Here is a 16,500-nt window from a genome sequence, read left to right as displayed (position 1 = left end):
TGGGACATGCGTTACCCGGTCGTGACCGGTGTCCGACCTGACTCGTGCCACTTTTGAGCATCGCGGCAAGGAACAAGCTGCTGAACTGGTCTGATAGTGCTCGGGAAGGATGGCTGGGGTGACTAATCAAGGTGCCGGCCATAGCGTGAACGAGTGGCATCGTTCATCCGGAAGGTCACCACCGCATCAGGCGCGCAAGCGGTCCAGATCGTCCATAAGAACGGCCGCCAGATCGTGGACATCGACCACATCGGCTCGGCCCACAACGACGCCGAACTCGCCGCGCTGATGGAGATCGCCACCAACGGCTGCACCCCGGCCAGCTCACCCTGGACCTGGATGTGGGACCGGCACCTGCGACAGAACCCGAACCCGCGCCCCACACCGGCACCGGCAGCGGCAGCGGCCCGAGGGGCGTGGGCGCCCGTTCCGAACTGCTGTGGGACACCCTGGCCGATGCCTACACCCGCCTGGGCTTCGATGCCGTGCGCGATGCCACCTTCGCCAAGCTCGTGCTCGCCCACATCGTGGAACCCACCTCCAAGGCCGACACCCTGCGGGTCCTGGGAGAACTCGGCGTGTCCGTACCCTCGCTGCGGACCGTCTTTCGGTGCCTGGCCCGCTGCCAGGAGCACGACTACCGCCGACGAATCACCGACGCCTGCCTGGCCCACGGCCGCTCCACCACGGGCCTGGCCCTGATCATGTACGACTGCACCACCGTGTACTTCGAGGCCGAGAAAGAGGACGGTCTGCGCAAGGTCGGGATGGGTAAGGAAAGCCGCGTGGACCCGCAGATCCTCGTCTGCCTGCTGGTGGACGCCACCGGGTTCCCGCTGGCGGTGCACTGCTTCGAGGGCAACAAAGCCCAGGCCAAGACGCTGCTGCCCGTGGTCACCGACCTCATCGAAGGCCTGCCCGAGGCCTAGGACGTCGTCGTGGTGGCCGATGCCGGCATGCTCTCGGCCGCCAACCTCAACACCCTGGAGAAAGCGGGACCACGGTTCATCGTCAGCTCGCGCATCACCAAGGCGCCCTACGATCTGGCCGAACACTTCCAGACCTGCGGCACCTACTTCACCGATGGGCAGACTCTCGAATCGGCGCGGGTGATGGGCACCGGCCGTAACGCCCGCACCCGCAGGGTGGTCTACCAGTACCTGTTCGAACGCCACCAGCGCGACCAGCGGGCGATCAACGCCCAGATCACCCGGGCCGAGAAGGTCGCCGACGGGTCTCGGCCGCTGAAGAAGGACCGGTTCGTGCGCCTGGACGGCGCTGCCAAAGGGGTGGACTGGGGCCTGGTCCAACGGGCCCGGGACCTGGCCGGGCTGAAGGCTACATCACCAACATCGGCCCCGAGGTGATGGGCGGCCAGGCGGTGATCGACGCCTATCACGACCTCTACCAAGTGGAGCGGTCCTTCCGGATGGCCAAGTCCGATCTGGCCGCGCGGCCGGTCTTTCACCACGTGCGCGAATCGATCGAGGCGCACTTGACCATCGTGTTCACCGCTTTGGCCGTCTCCCGGCACCTCCAGGGCTCGTTCAAGTTCCCGAGAGGTCGGGTTCGTAACCGATCCCGTAGAACGGCAGAGCGTGTTCGGGTAGGTCCCGGATCGCGCGGGTGGTCTTGGCGATGTTGTCCGCCCCCGCCGACTTCAACACCCCGATGGCCAGGTTGCGCAACGCCGCCATCGCCCGAGGAGCGCTGCCGGTGTGGACCGTGCAGGCATCCTCGCCGAACGTCACGTCCCGGATGTGGTGGCTGGAGTTCTCGATCGCCCAGTGTCCGCGCACGTAGGCGGCCAGATCGGCGGGTGTGGCCTGGTGGGCGTCCAGGCTGGTGACGGCGAACACCGTCTCGCGGGTCTGCTTCTTGCCGGTCTCCTGCTGGCGGCGGTGGACCCGCAGCACGAGCCTGGCGTGGGAAAAGCAGATACCGCCGAGGCTGTCGGCGATGCCCATGACCTTGATCGACCGGGACTCGCGGCGCCCGTGGCCCTTCTCCGAACGGGTGTGGGCGATGGGTGTCCTGCCCCAGGGCAACCCTGAGATCTGGGCGTGCAGGGTGGGCTGGTTGCCCTTGACCATGGCCACATAGTGGGCGCCCTTGCCCTTCACCAACCGTTTGAGGTGCTCCTTGACCGTGTGCAGGGCATCGAAGGTGACCACCCGCCCGGCCAGGTCCAGGCCCTGGAGCAGGGGCAGGAAGTGGCGGGTCTCGTTCGTTTTGGCACCGACCTCACTCTGGGCCAGGGTCAGGGGCGGGTGGTGGGCCAGGGCGGAGAGCAGGTGGCGGCGCGGCTGGTCGAGCCGGGCCGAGCCCTTGAGGGCTTTGCCGTCCACGGCGATCGCCGGGAGTGCGGGCCGTGCGTTGTCGGTGGCACCGTCGCCGTCATCACCGGTGGCGGTGGTGGCGTGGTGTCGGTCGGCGAGGTAGGCGCCGATGGCCGCGTCCAGGGCGTGGGCGTTGATGCGGCACAGGACGCGGTCGATGGTGCAGGCCGCCGGGGAGCGCCGGTAGTGCAGGGGGTGGGGGCGCACGCCGAGCGCCGTCAGGAGGCGCAGGGGGGCGCGTTGTCCCCATTCGGCGATCTCCTCGATGGTCTTGGCGCCGGAGGCGGCCGCGCAGGAGCAGATGGCCAAGATGGCGTCCAGGGGGTGCCACAGGCCGCGCAGGGATCGGGGGTCGGGGATCGCTCGTAGGTAGGTGCGCAGGTCGGGAATGGTGTGTGGATCGATCGGGCTCAGGTTCGCGAGCACGGTCGGGATCGGGGATGATGAGAGGGCGGGCACGGGAGACCTTCGGGATCATTTGGCTTCGACACCACAATGATCGCGGGTTCCCGTGCCTGTCTGCGTGCACGGTTGTGGTCTGCCCGAACCGGACGATCCTCACTGATCCGGAACTTGCACGGGCCCTGTCCAAGCCCACCGAGTCGATGAACCCCCGCAGCAGATCGGTGCGTTTGCGCACCAGACGCAGATGCGCGTTGATCACCTGCTCCAACTCCTCCAGGCTCCGGAACAGACGGCTTCTGAGCACCCGCTTCAGGTGCGCCCACAGCGTCTCCACCGGGTTCAGCTCGGGCGCGTACCGGGGCAGGAACACCACCCGCACCCGGTCCCGTGCCGTGATCTGGGCGGTCATCGTCTTCCCGGAGTGCGAGGAGTGGTTGTCCCAGATCAGCACCACCGGACCTTGGAGTGCCCGGTGCAACCGGTCCAGCAGGGTGGGCAGCATCGCGGCGGTGATCGCAGAGCACCGCACGGTGTGGAACGGCCTCACCGCCCCGGTGGCGGGGTGCACGCACAGCCATCCGACGGCGTTGGCCCGCTCCCATCGGCCCCGACGGGTGGCCACCAGCGGGGTGCGCCCCCTGCGCCCCCAGGTGCGGCGGGTGGGCGGGGACGTGCTCGCCCCGCACTCATCGGCGAAGACGATCCACGCACCACGGGTTTCAGCGTCCTCCTTTGGCCCGGAGCCACACCTGGGTGCGCCACCGGTCGACCTCTTCCTCGTCTCCTTCGGCGGCCCGCATCGCGGGCACCTGGTGGGAAAAGCCCATCCGCTGCAGCAGCCGCCACACCCCGGAGGGATCGGCGTAGGACACCTCGAAGCGTTCGCTGATGAGGTGGTTGACCCGGTCCAGGGTCCAGGACTGGTCGGGCCACCCGTGCTCGGTGGGGCCAGAGTCCAGCAGGGCGGCCAGGGCGCGTTCCTGGGCGCCGTTCAGGAAGGGTTCGGCGCCGCGGGGGCGGGCCGTCAGCGCGGCGGGGCCCTCGCTCTTCCAGATGGTGTGCCACGTGTGGACGGCTTGTCTGCTCACGCCCAGCAGGCGGGCGATCGCGGCTTGGGACAGCTCGCCCTGGTCGAACAGCTCCGCGGCGACCAGGCGTCGTTTCTCGTACTCGGCAGGGGTGCGGGGAGAGGAGAGGGGAAGCTCCATGAGCAGGGTTTTCCCAGCTCACTCGAACGTCAACCCACACATCAAAGATCAGTACGCGCCTATGCCCGCAACACCCACTGGGCGCTCAACGCGCTCACGGTCGGCAAACCCCAAGAGCAACTTTGAAACCGCCCTGCATCGAACCCTCCTTCCCGTTCGGGACACACGAAGAATCGAGGTTGTCGATGCCACCCGTCCCCGCATCGGCGTGACCAGCAAGCGCATGCTTTCACCCTTCCGAATGCTTACAAAAGAACTCAATTTATTCGATCGTTCCAGAAGAGATGGTAAATCGAAAGCCCCAATGGAATAAGAGACAAGAAAATAGCCAACAAAGGAATCGGATCCACAGACCCCCGGGAAAATATATCAAACAAGAGAACAGACAAAGCAAGCATGAAAGAAATGAAAGATGCCGCAAGCAAGATAAATATGAATTTTCTCCAACCCATAATTTCACCCAATCAATTCACCATGTCGCACAAAAACGCGAAAACATTGAAACTCTTTCATTTTTGCCAAAAATTAATTTCTGGATGAAACAAAATATCACCACAGGATCACTGAAGGGGCCTCCTGATATTACCGATCAGGCGGACATTCAAAATCAGACATTACAGAGACGACATACGGCGCGAAGATCGCTTTGCGATACTTCACTCACATGACCCTTGAGCTTATACAACAACAAGACAGGCAAGACGCGAGATAGAAACAGGTGGCGGAGCACAGACATCTTACCCCGCCACCTACAGCCCCAAACAATTGTTCTTGCACTAAAGAAAATCTATCAAAATTCCTCCACGCACCCCTACACAAAGCTAACGATCAGCAGACATACGCGGCATCCTGAATTGAAACGTACATCACCGCAGACCCCCCAACAAAGGCAATCCCTCCAATGACTACAGCGATTACTGGAGTTCCAGGGGCTGCCACCATCGCGCCTGCAGCAAACGCACCCATTCCAGCCCCGACCGCTAGAACAACTGCCCTGACACACTGATTTCGTGGATCATAATTTGTCCCCTCTGGTTCTGTGCCAGAGGGCTCATCCGTGGGCTCAGGACGGTTGAATCTTACAACAGAAAAGGATAGCGCATTCATCCCAAAATTAGAACCATTGGATTTCCCCTTGCCCATAACGCGAGAGATCGCCATTGGCCCATGGAAAGAATTTCCCCTTTCGCCCTTTTGGAGACTTCTTTGCCCGATAATTTTTTCCCGGTTCGCCTTTTCACGGGCGGCCTTCGCGGCCGCGGCCTTGCGGGCCGCGGCGGCTCGCATGGCGGCAGCGCGGGCGGCCGCGGCGGCCTTGGCCGCGCGGATCTGGGCAGCGCGGATCTTGGCCGCGCGGATGGCAGCCTGCCGAGCCTGGTAAGCACGGATCGCGGCCTGGCGGATTCGGTAAGCACGGATGGCGGCCATGCGGGCCTGGTAAGCACGGATGGCGGCCTGCCGGGCCCGGTAGACAGCGGCCCACTTGCGGGCCTGGGAGAAGCTCTTACGGTAGTACAACCCGTCGGGGTCCGTGAACGACGTCGGGTTGTTATTCGCGTACGCGTACCCGTTCATCTGCTGCGAATCAGCGAAGTCGACGACCGGGTCCGCCGAGATGAACATCCCCGTTTCACCGTCGTAGGAGCGTGCCCCCAGTCGGGTGAAGCCGGCCTGTTCGTCGATCACTCCGCCCACGTACCCGCGCGAGTTCGGCCAAGTCCCGGTGGCGGTTCCCCGCTCGTTGCCGAAGGCGGTGAACCTGCGCCGCACACTCTCGCCGGTCAGCGAGTTGATCGCCAACTGGCCGGTCTGGTGGTGGTCGGAGAAGATCCAGTGCATATCCCCGCTGCTGGAGCGACTGGCGATGACCTCGCCCTCGTGCTCGTACAGGCGCGTCCCCTGGCTGGTGAGCTGCTGCTTGTTGAAGGAGATCTCCGTTCCCGGCAGGAACAGGGTCACCGTGTCGCCGTCGTCGCGCAGCAGGCGTTCACCCTCGGCGTCGTAGACGAACCGGGAGGTGTTCCCGCCTTCGTGAACGGCCGCGAGCTGGCCCTCGGCGTTCCATTCCAGGGTCTGGTCGCGGGTCGCGCTGCGCCGGGAGGTCATGTTCCCGGCTTCGTCGTAGGTGTAGGTGGCGAGCCCGCTGTTGCCGTTGGAGTCGACCTGGGTCACCGCGTGCGGGCGGTCCTCCCCCGCCTCGGGACGGTGATAGGTGCTCTCGACGTCCCCGCCCTCGATCAGGCCGCGGCGCGTCTCGGAGGTGCGGTTGCCGAGTTCGTCGTAGGTATAGCTGTTCCAGTACGGTGCGGCGCCGCCGACGTCCTCCCGTGCCGGTCCCCCGTCACAGGCCTGTTCGCCGCCCTGGAGGGAGGTCCACTCGTCGGTGAGGCGTCTCATGTCGTCGTAGGCGAAGCACTGCACGTCCGGGAGGAGCCCCTCGGCGGTCGGCTCGTCCTTGATGCTCAGCACGTTGCCGGCGTCGTCGTAGGTGTAGGTCTGTTCGATGAGGGTGCCGTGGCCGACCTCGGGGTGGATTCTCGCCACGGTCATGCGGTCGGTGGCCGGGTCGTAAGTGCGGGTGGCCCACGTCTCCTTGGCCTGGCTGTTGCCGTCGTTGCGGTAGAAGGTGCGCTGCAGGACCTGTCCGCGGCTGGAGTAGACGGCGTCGTGCAGGTAGTTCACCTGGAAGGTACCGCTCAGCCCCTTGATGGAGACCGGCAGGCCCGCCTTGTTGTAGGTGTAGGTCACGACCTCTTCGGGCAGTCCGCCGGCGGCGGGGAAGGTGTTCGACTTGATGGTGCCGTCTGAGTTGTAGGTGCTGCGGAACCGGTAGGGGCCGCCGAGTCCACCGTTCTCCGGGGTTCGCGGAATGGAGACGGTCGTCGCCGTGGACCGCCCCAGGGGGTCGTAGGCGTGGATCGTGGTGGTGTACTGCTGCCCGTCGACGTGGCGAACGGCGTTGCTCAGCTGTCCCTTGGCGACGGTGTCGAAGGTCCAGGAGGCGAGCAGCGTTCCGTCCGTTCCGCCCTTGTGCTGGCCGGTCTTGCGGCCCAGGGCGTCGTACACGTAGGAGACGGTCTCGTCGCGGGCGTCCGTGCGGGAGACGAGGCGGTCGGCGTCGTCGTAGGTGTAGGTGGTCGTTCCCCGGTCGGGGTCCTCGGTCTTGATCTTGCGGCCACGCAGGTCGTAGTGGTTGCGCCAGACGTTGCCCGCCTCATCGGTGACGGTGGCCACCTCACCGGCTTCGGTGTAGGTGTAGGTGAGCGCGGTGTAGTCCGCCTGGGGGGTGTCCCCCGCGTGCTGTCGCAGTTCGACCGTCTGGCCCAGGGCGTTCTTGATCGTGGTGGTCGGAATGGCGCCGTCGGCCGGGGTCACCAGCACACGGTCCCCCAGGTCCTGGGAGTTGGTGCGCCACAGTTCCCTGCTCCGGGAGAGGGAGATGACCTCGATGGGGCGCTCCGCGCCGTCGTACACGGTCTCGGTGTACCGGGGGATGCGGTCGTCTCCCTGAGCCGGGTGGAAGAGGGTCTGCCCCGGTGCGGCCTCCTCGTTGTGGTAGCCGTGGCGTTCCTTGACCTTCAGCCCGCGGCCGTCGTAGAAGACGTCGCTGATCAACCGACCCTCGCCCACGGCGGCCGGAGCCTGCTCCTGACGCAGACGCAGCAGCCCGTCGTAGATCTGGTACGTGGAGGCGTAGGTGCCGTCTTCCCGTCGGGCGCGCGTGATGACGGTCGACGGCGCGTCGTTGCGCACGTGGTACTCGAACCGCATGGCGGGGTCGACACCGTCCGCCTTCTTGCGGTCGGGTGTCCACACCTGGGTGAGGCGGCCCAAGGGGTCATGGGTCAGGTCCGTGCGGTTGCCGTTGGGGTCGATCTCCGCGATGGGCAGTCCGCGCAAGGGATCGAAGTGTTCGGTGTCGACGTGCCCCAGCGAGTTGGTGGTGGTGACGGTGACCGCCACGCCTCCGGCCGTCTTCGGCGTGTAGGAGGTCACCGTGGTGTTGTCCGAGGCGTCGGTCTCGGAGACCGTCCGGCCGAAGGCGTCGTACTCGGTCTGCTGGACCGTCTGGTAGACGGGCGCGGATCCGTCGTAGTCCTTGATGCGCTGGGTACCGGTGGGCAGCCCGGCCGTGGGCGCCTGCCCGTAGCCCCGGCCGTCGTAGAGGACCCGGTCATCACTGATGACGTCGCCGGGACGGGAGGGGGTGGTGCCGCATCCGACGGCGACCTTCTCCGTCCGCGCAACGGCGTCCAGGATCCGCAGGGTGGAGTTGTCGGCGTAGGTGTAGCGGGTGCACTGGTCGTCACCGGGGTCGTCGACGTCGCCGTGGTGGTGGACCTGGGTGGCACGTCCCAGCGTGTCGTATTCGGCGGTCTCCCGGGTGCGCATCCAGCCGCCGTCGACGGCGATGTACTGGGTGGTGGAGGCCATGCCGGTCATACGGGATTCGACGGTGCCCCAGGAGTAGGCGCGCTGCGCGGTGACCCGGCTCCAGGGCAGGGAGATCGTCTTCTCGACGACGTCCCCGCCAGGCCCGTTGCGGGTGATCTCCTCCAGGGTGAACCCGTTGTACTCGTTGAGGTCGGTGTGCTCGTTGCCCTCGCTGTCGGTCACCTTGACCGTGCGGGTCCCGTTGGGCTGGCGGTCGCCGTGCATGCCGCGGAAGAAGCGGTGCTCGGTCTCCGAGCGGGTCTCGTCCGGCATCCCCTCGATGACGCGGACCTGGGCGTATCCGCGCCAGTCGGACCAGGTCCGGTGCTTGTCGCGGATGAACCCGTCGGCGTCCCGGTAGCGCCAGGCGGCGTTGCCGACGTAGTCATAGGTCGTGCGCTGCTCGGGCTGGTCGGTGACCAGGTCGAACTCGCTGACCTGGGTCACCACGTACTTGTGGAACCAGTCGGTGTATTCGCTCTTGCCGTCGGCGGTGGTGTTCACGACGGGGAAGCAGCGGGTTCCGTTGTCGTGGGGTGTCGGCGGTTTCTTCGGGTCGCACTCACCACCCGAATAGGTGATGTCGATCTGGCTGCCGCTCTCGGTGAGGATCTTGGTGATCCGCCACTTGAACATGGGTGCGAAACCGTCGTCGGTGGTGTCGACCCGGTTCTCCATCGGGGTGCCGCCGAACTCCAGCAGCGGCATGCTCTGCTCGCCGCCGACGTGTCCGGTGTGCTCGATCGAGTGCAGCCAGAGGTCCGGAGGGGTCCCGTCCCCGGTCTGGGGGTAGGCGTGGGTCAGCTTCCAGGAGTCGACGTTGCGGTAGGCGGTTCCGTCGTGGACCTGGGTGGTGATGCCGTTCAGCTTCTTGCGGGTCCAGAAGGTGGGCGAGAAGCGGTTGGTGCAGTTCTGCCCCTGGGCGCAGTGCTGGTCGAAGGGGACGTCGGGCCAGTGGCTCGCGTTCGCGCTGGTGAACTTGTTCTCCGCGCAGTCGAAGGAGCTGGTGGGGATGCAGCGCTCACCGACGGTGAAGTTCACCCGGGCCGGCGCGGTTCCGTAGACGTTGTCGGAGCGCAGGCCGTACTCGATGCGGTTCAGGTAACCGCCGCGGGTGTAGGCGGTGGGGGAATCGGCCTTCATGTTGCGGCCGTAGTAGTTGGTCTCCTTGGTGTAGTAGTACGTCATCACGTTGCCGTGCACGTCGACCACGTAGTCCAGGTTCCACCGCCAGCCCTGCTGGCACCAGGAGTCGGCGAAGGCGGACTTGTTGCAGGGTTCGCCGGAGTTGTCGCCGAACACCGGGGCGGTCCAGGTGGAGTTGGTCTCGGCCTTTCCGCTGCTATAGCCGGGCAGGCGGTTCATGCCGAAGTAGTACTGGGTGCCGTCGGTGGTGGTGATGCGCCAGTATTCACCGTCGTTGTCACCGTTGGTGGTGCCCGTGAGGCGTTCGATCTTGGAGGCGTCGTCGTGGCGCATGCGCCAGGTGCCGTCCTCGTCCAGGAACATCTCGCCGGAGCGGCCGTTGAGCGAGAACGTGGCGTTGTGGCGCGACCAGCACAGGTCCCCGGTCTTGCCGGAGTCGGGCTGGCTGTCGGAACAGGGCACGTACCGGCGCTCGATGAATCCGGGGTTGTAGTTGAAGCCTTCACCGACCCAGGAGGTCTGGTTGTTGGAGGAGGCGACCCGGCCGTCGACCGACCCCGAGGAGTAGTCGAGCTCGACGCCCGGTGTCAGGTCGGAGGCCACCGCGGGCGTGTCGACAGGGTAGCTCCAGGAGAAGTCACCGCTCTGGAGGCCCACGTCCCAACTGGACGCCGCCGCCAGGTCGGTGGCCTTGTAGTCGCCCCTCGCGCTCTCACCCGTCGCGGCGACGGCCATGAGCAGCCCCTCGCCGGCGAGCGCGGGAACGGTTCCGCTGACGGTGCGGGCTTCGGCGTCATTGTCGGTGGTGAAGAGCTGCGGTGCCCGGTCCTGACAATCGGCGCCTTCTCCTGTCAGGCAGGGGTCCACCTCGATGAGTTCGAGCCGGGACCCGAAGTCGCCGCCGAAGGCGTCGGCGAACCCGGAGTAGTCGACGGTCAGGTCGACCGGTCCGACTCCGGTGTGGCCGTCGACGCGTGTCACCCTGAGCAGGAGGCCGTTGACACCCGCCGCTTCGGCGGCGTCCTGGTCCAGGACCTCGACGTGAACCGCTTCGACCGGTGCGGCTTCCTCGGTCGTCTCTTGTTCTTCTTCGGGCTCGGGAGCCGCGGGCTCCTCTACCTCTGGTGACGGCTCCTCTTCGGGAACCGGCTGTTCCCCGTTCGGAGTCTCTTCGTCGCCAGGTTCGACCTCCGTCTCGTGGTCCTCCGGGGTCTCCCCGGGACCCCGCCCTTCGGCGCCGCCGTCTTCACCGACAGGAGGCTCCATCGCGCTCGACGGCACGACACGCGTCCCGTCCGGCCCCGTCTGCTCGGAGGGGGCCGGAGCGAAGTCCCCACCCGTGGCCTCCGCCCACGTGACGAATTCCTCGTCCGTGACCTGGGAGACGGTGAGCAGGTCTTCGACCGCCTCGATCTTCGCGCCCGGTTCGGCCAGTTCGACCTCGCCGGCCGTTTCCCCGGGCCAGGAGTAGCTGAGAGGCCCGTCCAGGTCGGCTTGGCCGACGGTGTCCTCTCCCCGCGCGGACAGGGTGAACGGCCCTTCGGTATCGCTACCGGGCACCGACTCCTCGTCCACGGCCTCGGGCCGGGTGTTGTAGGTGAGGGACGACGCCGGTGCGGCTTGGAGGAAGGCACCCACCATGACCAGCGCAGCGGTACAGGTCAGGGGCCTCTTGACCCAGCGGATCACACGGCTGTTCGCCATGACCCGGGTTTCGGGTGGGGCGGATTCTTCGTGGGAATCGGGATTCTTGGTCGTCTCGGGTTCAGGACGACCGGCAAAGGTGTCGGACACGGCACGCCTTTCTCGCAGCTGCCGAAAGCCAAAGGGGGATCAGAGGGGTTGATTCATACGGCTCAGGGAGCGGGTGCGGGAGCGATGCCTTCCAGGACCGCGAGGATCTCGCTTTCGCTCAGCACACCTTGGTAGATGTGAACATCACTGATGTCACCGGCCCATGAGTCGGCGAAGTTCTTCTCGAACAACCCGCCGCCGATCAGCACAGGACCGCTGGCGTGCCAGGCGTTGGGAACCTGGACCGTGCCGTTTTTGATGCCGTCGACGTACAGAGTGGCTTCACGTCGGGTGTGGTCGTAGGTGGCGGCCAAGTGGGTCCAGCGGCCGAATTCCGGGGCCTCGTCGGAGAGGGCACGGTGCCAGCCGGTGGCACCGGTACGGTCCTCTGGAGGCAGCTTCATCACCCAGTTGTTCCAGTCATAGGTGTGCTGGTACGCGAGTGTGAAAGCGCTGTGGTCGTTACCGCTCTGCGAGACGGCCGCGGTGTTGGCTCCGACCTCGTCCAGGCGGACCCAGGCCGCCACGCTGTAGCTGCGGTCGGTGCGCACCGCGGGGCCCTGGGTGGAGATGCGCTCGCTCTTGGAGCGGTCCAGGCTCACCCCGGGGGCAAAGGTGACGTCGTTCACCGCTTGGTTCCACGCGGTGAGCGGGTCCCCGTGAAGCGTTCCGGTCAGCCCGTGGTCGGAGGAATCGGCGACCGCCGTGCCCTCGTACTCGTCCAGCTTCCAGCGGCCTTCCAGTGCGATGGGGCGGTTGGCCAGGTTCCATACTTCCGAACGCGCCTCGGGGTCATCGACGTACACCTCGTCGCTGATGACCCGGTCCCATACCCGGACATCGTCAATGGCTCCCAGCCAGGTGCCGATGTGTTCGCCGTGGTAGCGGGCACCGCTGATGACGAAGTCGCCGTCGGCGTTCCAGGGGGTCCTCTGCGTGGCTGTGGCCTGCTTGTCTCCGTTGACGTAAAGCGCCAGTTCACCGTTTTCAGGGTCGAAGGTGCCCAGCAAGTGGGTCCAGACACCGGCCGTGGCGGCCTCAGCCGAGATCGCACGGTGTGACACGGAAACATTGTCGGTATCCGAGGGAGCCTGCTTGAACACCCAACGCCCGCCCTCGATGTGCTGGTAACCGAGGTAGAAGCCGCTGTTGCGGTCGCCATCCTGGGCGACGGCGGCGAGATTCTCCGTCGGGGTCCCGTCCAGGTACACCCATGCAGAGACGGAGAAGGCTCCGCTGGTGTCCACCACAGGACCGTCCGTACGCAGGTGGGATCCCCCGGACACTTCGACCGCTGTGCCTTCAAGGCGGTGGCCGCCTGAAGGGGTCCTGCCGACACGGCCGCGGGTCCAGTCCACTTCACCGGTGGAGACGGCTGCCCTATCGCTCTTCACACTGTCGACGGCCGTGGTGCCCTGACCTTCGTCGAAGGTGAAGTGAGACAGGGGTCCGCTCGGTGGTGACACCAGGAAGTAGTAGGCGAGTTCGCAGGGAGATGAGTTACCGAAGGCGTCGACGGTACGCGCGTAAATCATGTTCGCACCGCTGTGCCTCGGTGTGAGGGCGATAGTGACACTGGCGCCCGGAGCGGACAGGGAGGCCTTCGTCTCACACGAGGTGTCGTTCAAGCTGTAGTAGTACGAGTCGGCATCCTCTACTCCGTTGTTGGAGAAGGTGAAGTCCCCGGTACGGCCAACACTGCCGTGGGTCTCTTCATCAGCCGGGTAGTCCTCGGAGGTGACCGTCGGACCGGTGTCGGGCTTGGTGGTGTCGATCTTGATCCAGCACCATCCGGACCACGCACCCCAGGCCGCCTGGTCGTGGGCACGTGCCCGATACCCGAGCAGCTGTCCTTCGGGAAGCCCGGAGACCTTGACCGACCGCTCAGAGCCGTTGGGCCAGTAGCCGACATCGGCGTAACCCGATTCGGCCTGGCCGAGAGCGGTGCCCTCTCCGTTGGCCGACCAGGAGAAGGCGACCTTGAGCTTCTGGCCTCCCCAGTCGGCGCGAGCGTCGTAGTCACGGATCGTGGCCCGGAAAGTGGTGGTGGTGTTGTTGATCAGCCGGGGCTTGGTCTTGTCGGTGGAGCAGGCCCCGCCCAGTGAGTCGGAGATACTCGACGTTGCGACCTGAGCCGGCGGGTTGTTGTAGTTCACCACCAGCACCGGAGGCTTCTTCTTGACGTCGAACCGGCGCCAAGCGGTGGTGGAGGACTCGTTCTCTTCCTTCAGCCGCAGGTAGATGTGCGAGGCGTCGTTGTCGACCCCCCACTTGTAGGCGGTGGTGGCGTCGAACTCCACTCCGCTGGTGGCGGGGCAGGTGGCCCAGCTGCCACTGACGTTCTGGGTGTCGAGCAGGGTGCGGGCGGTGGGCTGGTTGCTCCACGTGGTCTTGCTGTTGAAGGCGTCCACGCGATGCAATTGCACATTGCTCTTGTTCTTGCAGTCGTACGACCAGGCCACTTCGGTGCGCAACGTCGCCGAGTTGATGACCGTGTTGGACTGGTTGGTCCGAGCCATCACGGTGAACTGGAACAGGGCCCGGCGGGTGAAGGTGCCATCAGCCCCCGAGTAGTACCCCACCCCGACACTGTCGATGCTCCTGTTGTAATAAGCCTGGTTCGGGAACGTCTTGTCGACGTAGGCCCAGTTGGGGCGGTTGGCGTTGACCGAGGGGTCGATGTACACCGGGTACTCGGTGCCCTCACCGGTCAGCAGCTCCTGGTCGGGGACCAGGCGGATGCCGTCGACGGTGACGTCGGTCTCCACCAGCGCGGTACGGGCACCGGTCGTCGGGGCGAGGACAGGGTCCTCGTCCCGGGTGTCCTCGATGCCGGTGGAGTCCCACATGGCCGGGGCCTGGACGCTGAACACGCCCTGACCGCCCTCGTCACCGGTGGCTTCGATGTTGCCGTGCTCGTCGGCCTTCAAGGTCACGCCGCTGGTGTCCAGGGGCAGTTCGAGCTCGGCGAGCTCGGGGGAGGCTGCGGCTTCGGGGGTGTGCACGACCAAGACCTGAGTGAAGCCCTCGACCCCAGCGGTGAGCACCAGGTCGACGTCGGGCAACACGCCGGGGTAGGTGGCCTGGTCACCGTCCAGAACCGGGGTGGGCAGGGTGCCGTCCCAGTCGATCTCGACGCTGTTGGAACCGATCCCGATGCGGGCCATGGGGGCCTCGCCCCCGCCGGAGAAGGCGATGTCCATACCCGCCGCACGGGGACGGACCAGGCCGTCAGTTCCGGCCACGAGGGTGGTGTCGGCGTCGATCCACCCCTGCTCGGAGCGGACTCGGACCGGCAGGGCGGAGATCTCCGCGGTCAGGGTGCCGTCAGGGTTGGCGTAGTGGATGGTCTTCTCATCGGTCAGCGCGGCGATCTCGACCGGCTCCCCGGTCTCACGCGCCAAGGCCAACGCGTCCCGTTCGACCAGATCGACCACCGACCGCTCAGCGGATGAGACGGGCTCGTCGTCCTCATCCGCCGAGGCGGGTGGCACGGCCAGCAACGACAACGCCAATGCCGCAGCGGTGGAAACCGCTGTCGCACGGGTCAGGGAACGACACATGTGGGGGGAACCTGTCTAGTTCAGTTGTGACTTGGGGGATTCAGACCCAAAACAGATCGAGTTTCCGATGCAACCCGGGGTGACGGTAGTGAAGTCCTCACTCCTCGCGCAAGATCCCCATGGGTTTTCCCGACACGGAAACCAGCCAACTTTCACACCAAAGCTTCATCAACTGCACATAAACCCCAGTGACCACATTTGGCCACCGCAGCCAGACGACCCCCGGGTCGCAGATCGACGCCAGAAGCCTTCGACACAACACAAAGAAGTCACTTGAACACGGAGAGTTCCACTCCTCCTCCATGCAAACCTCACATGACAGCCATGCGTTATATTGCGGTCACTTGTCCGAAATCTCGGACAGATGCCCCTTCATTTCCTTGCCCTCGGCCGAAGGACTACCCGCATGGCCCTGCCCTCCCGCGTCAAGCGCGCGAGCGAACGCCTACTGCCCGCCGCCACCCGTGCACGCTTGGAATCCGAGCGCCGCGCCGAGAAGGCCGCCGAGGCCGAGCACAAGCGGGTCGAGAAGATCGCCCGCCGCCGCCGGGAACTGCTGGACGCCGACCCCGACCTGCGTCTCGACGACGTGGACGGGACCGAACTGCTGGGCCGGGCCGTCACCTCATTCACCGCGGCCGGGGCATCGGCCCGCAACCTCCGGCTGGTCACCGACGCCCTGACCCACGCCGGGGTCGGCCACTTCCTGGTGCGCGGCCGTTCGCCTCTGCGCCACGTCGTCGGGGTGCACCGCTCGGACAAGAAGCGCCTGCTGGACACCATGCGTGAGCTGTACGGCACCAGTGCCCTCTACGCCATCAAGCCCGGCCCCGGCGGGGTGGTCGCCGCTGCCAGCGCCTACGTCGACGGCGCCTTGGACGAGAAGGTCAAGTCCGGGCTCGTCATCCGGTTCGCCGAGCGCCTGCTCTCCCCCAGCGGACGCGAGCTGGCCGGGTTCGAGTTCGGGTGCGATGTGGAGTTCTGGCGCGAGGGAGCCAAGATCCTGGAGCACGAGGACACCGAGGGGCAGCGGGCGAAGCTGCGCGCCCAGGCCCCGGAGGAGGTACTGGCCGACTCCTGGGTGGCTCCGCGCCGCAACCGGGTCGCCGACGTGCTCCCCGCGGACGCTCGCAAGCCCGTCACCGTGACCGTGGCCGAGCGTGAGTATCCGACCTTCGAGCCGTTCGCGTGGACACCGGTGGACGAGGTGACCTTCCCCGTCGACGTGGTCTACACCTGGGTGGACGGCGACGATCCTGCTCACGCCGCCAAGCGAGCCCTCCACCGCGGCGAGGGGCACACCCCCCTGGCGGCCGGTGCGTCGCGGTTCACCAGCCGTGACGAGCTGCGCTACTCGCTGCGGTCGGTGGAGATGTACGCGCCGTGGGTGCGGCACGTGTACCTGGTGACCGACGCCCAGGTCCCGGCCTGGCTGGAGACCTCCGCGGCGGGGATCACGGTGGTGGACCACCGCGACATCCTTCCGGAGACCGCTCTGCCCACGTTCAACTCCCACGCCATCGGCGCTCGCCTGCACCACATCGAGGGGCTGTCGGAGCACTACCTGTACTTCAACGACGACGTGTTCCTGGCCCGACCGGTGGGCACCGA

General features: G+C 66.1%; 5 protein-coding genes and 2 pseudogenes. 2 read left to right on the top strand and 5 right to left on the bottom strand.

Annotated elements, in window-relative coordinates; genetic code table 11:
• Positions 1-153 precede the first annotated feature (153 nt).
• Positions 154-1,540 (top strand): annotated as a pseudogene (locus PWG71_RS28870) (IS1634 family transposase); the annotation flags it as partial.
• 7 nt (positions 1,541-1,547) lie between these two features.
• Here PWG71_RS28870 and PWG71_RS23390 read toward each other — a convergent pair.
• The 5 genes and pseudogenes from PWG71_RS23390 to PWG71_RS23370 all read right to left on the bottom strand — a co-directional run bounded on the left by PWG71_RS23390 (position 1,548) and on the right by PWG71_RS23370 (position 14,889).
• Positions 1,548-2,765: an ISAs1 family transposase gene (locus tag PWG71_RS23390; protein ID WP_274812111.1), complete on the bottom strand. Its 1,218-nt coding sequence runs from the start codon at positions 2,763-2,765 to the stop codon at positions 1,548-1,550.
• 277 nt (positions 2,766-3,042) lie between these two features.
• Positions 3,043-3,447 (bottom strand): annotated as a pseudogene (locus PWG71_RS23385) (transposase); the annotation flags it as partial.
• 16 nt (positions 3,448-3,463) lie between these two features.
• Positions 3,464-3,952 (bottom strand): winged helix-turn-helix domain-containing protein, encoded by a 489-nt coding sequence (locus tag PWG71_RS23380; protein WP_274812109.1) that lies wholly within the window; start codon positions 3,950-3,952, stop codon positions 3,464-3,466.
• 828 nt (positions 3,953-4,780) lie between these two features.
• Positions 4,781-11,236 (bottom strand): RHS repeat-associated core domain-containing protein, encoded by a 6,456-nt coding sequence (locus PWG71_RS23375; protein WP_274812108.1) that lies wholly within the window; start codon positions 11,234-11,236, stop codon positions 4,781-4,783.
• Between the two features lie 152 nt (positions 11,237-11,388).
• Entirely contained in the window at positions 11,389-14,889 is a 3,501-nt protein-coding gene (locus tag PWG71_RS23370) for a LamG-like jellyroll fold domain-containing protein (protein WP_274812106.1), read from the bottom strand.
• 406 nt (positions 14,890-15,295) lie between these two features.
• Here PWG71_RS23370 and PWG71_RS23365 point away from each other — a divergent pair.
• A partial coding sequence (locus PWG71_RS23365) for a stealth family protein (RefSeq protein ID WP_274812104.1) occupies positions 15,296-16,500 on the top strand: 1,205 nt, incomplete at its 3' end.

The organism is Nocardiopsis sp. N85 (assembly GCF_028882275.1).
Lineage (GTDB): Bacteria > Actinomycetota > Actinomycetes > Streptosporangiales > Streptosporangiaceae > Nocardiopsis > Nocardiopsis lambiniae.
Note: the sequence above shows the minus strand (reverse complement) of the source record. Positions and strands in the feature narration are given on the sequence as shown.

Excerpts from the sequence above, each read along its gene's own strand:
- PWG71_RS23370 (WP_274812106.1), bottom strand. The coding sequence starts at position 14,889 with ATGTGTCGTTCCCTGACCCGTGCGACAGCGGTTTCCACCGCTGCGGCA.
- PWG71_RS23375 (WP_274812108.1), bottom strand. The coding sequence starts at position 11,236 with ATGGCGAACAGCCGTGTGATCCGCTGGGTCAAGAGGCCCCTGACCTGT.
- PWG71_RS23380 (WP_274812109.1), bottom strand. The coding sequence starts at position 3,952 with ATGGAGCTTCCCCTCTCCTCTCCCCGCACCCCTGCCGAGTACGAGAAA.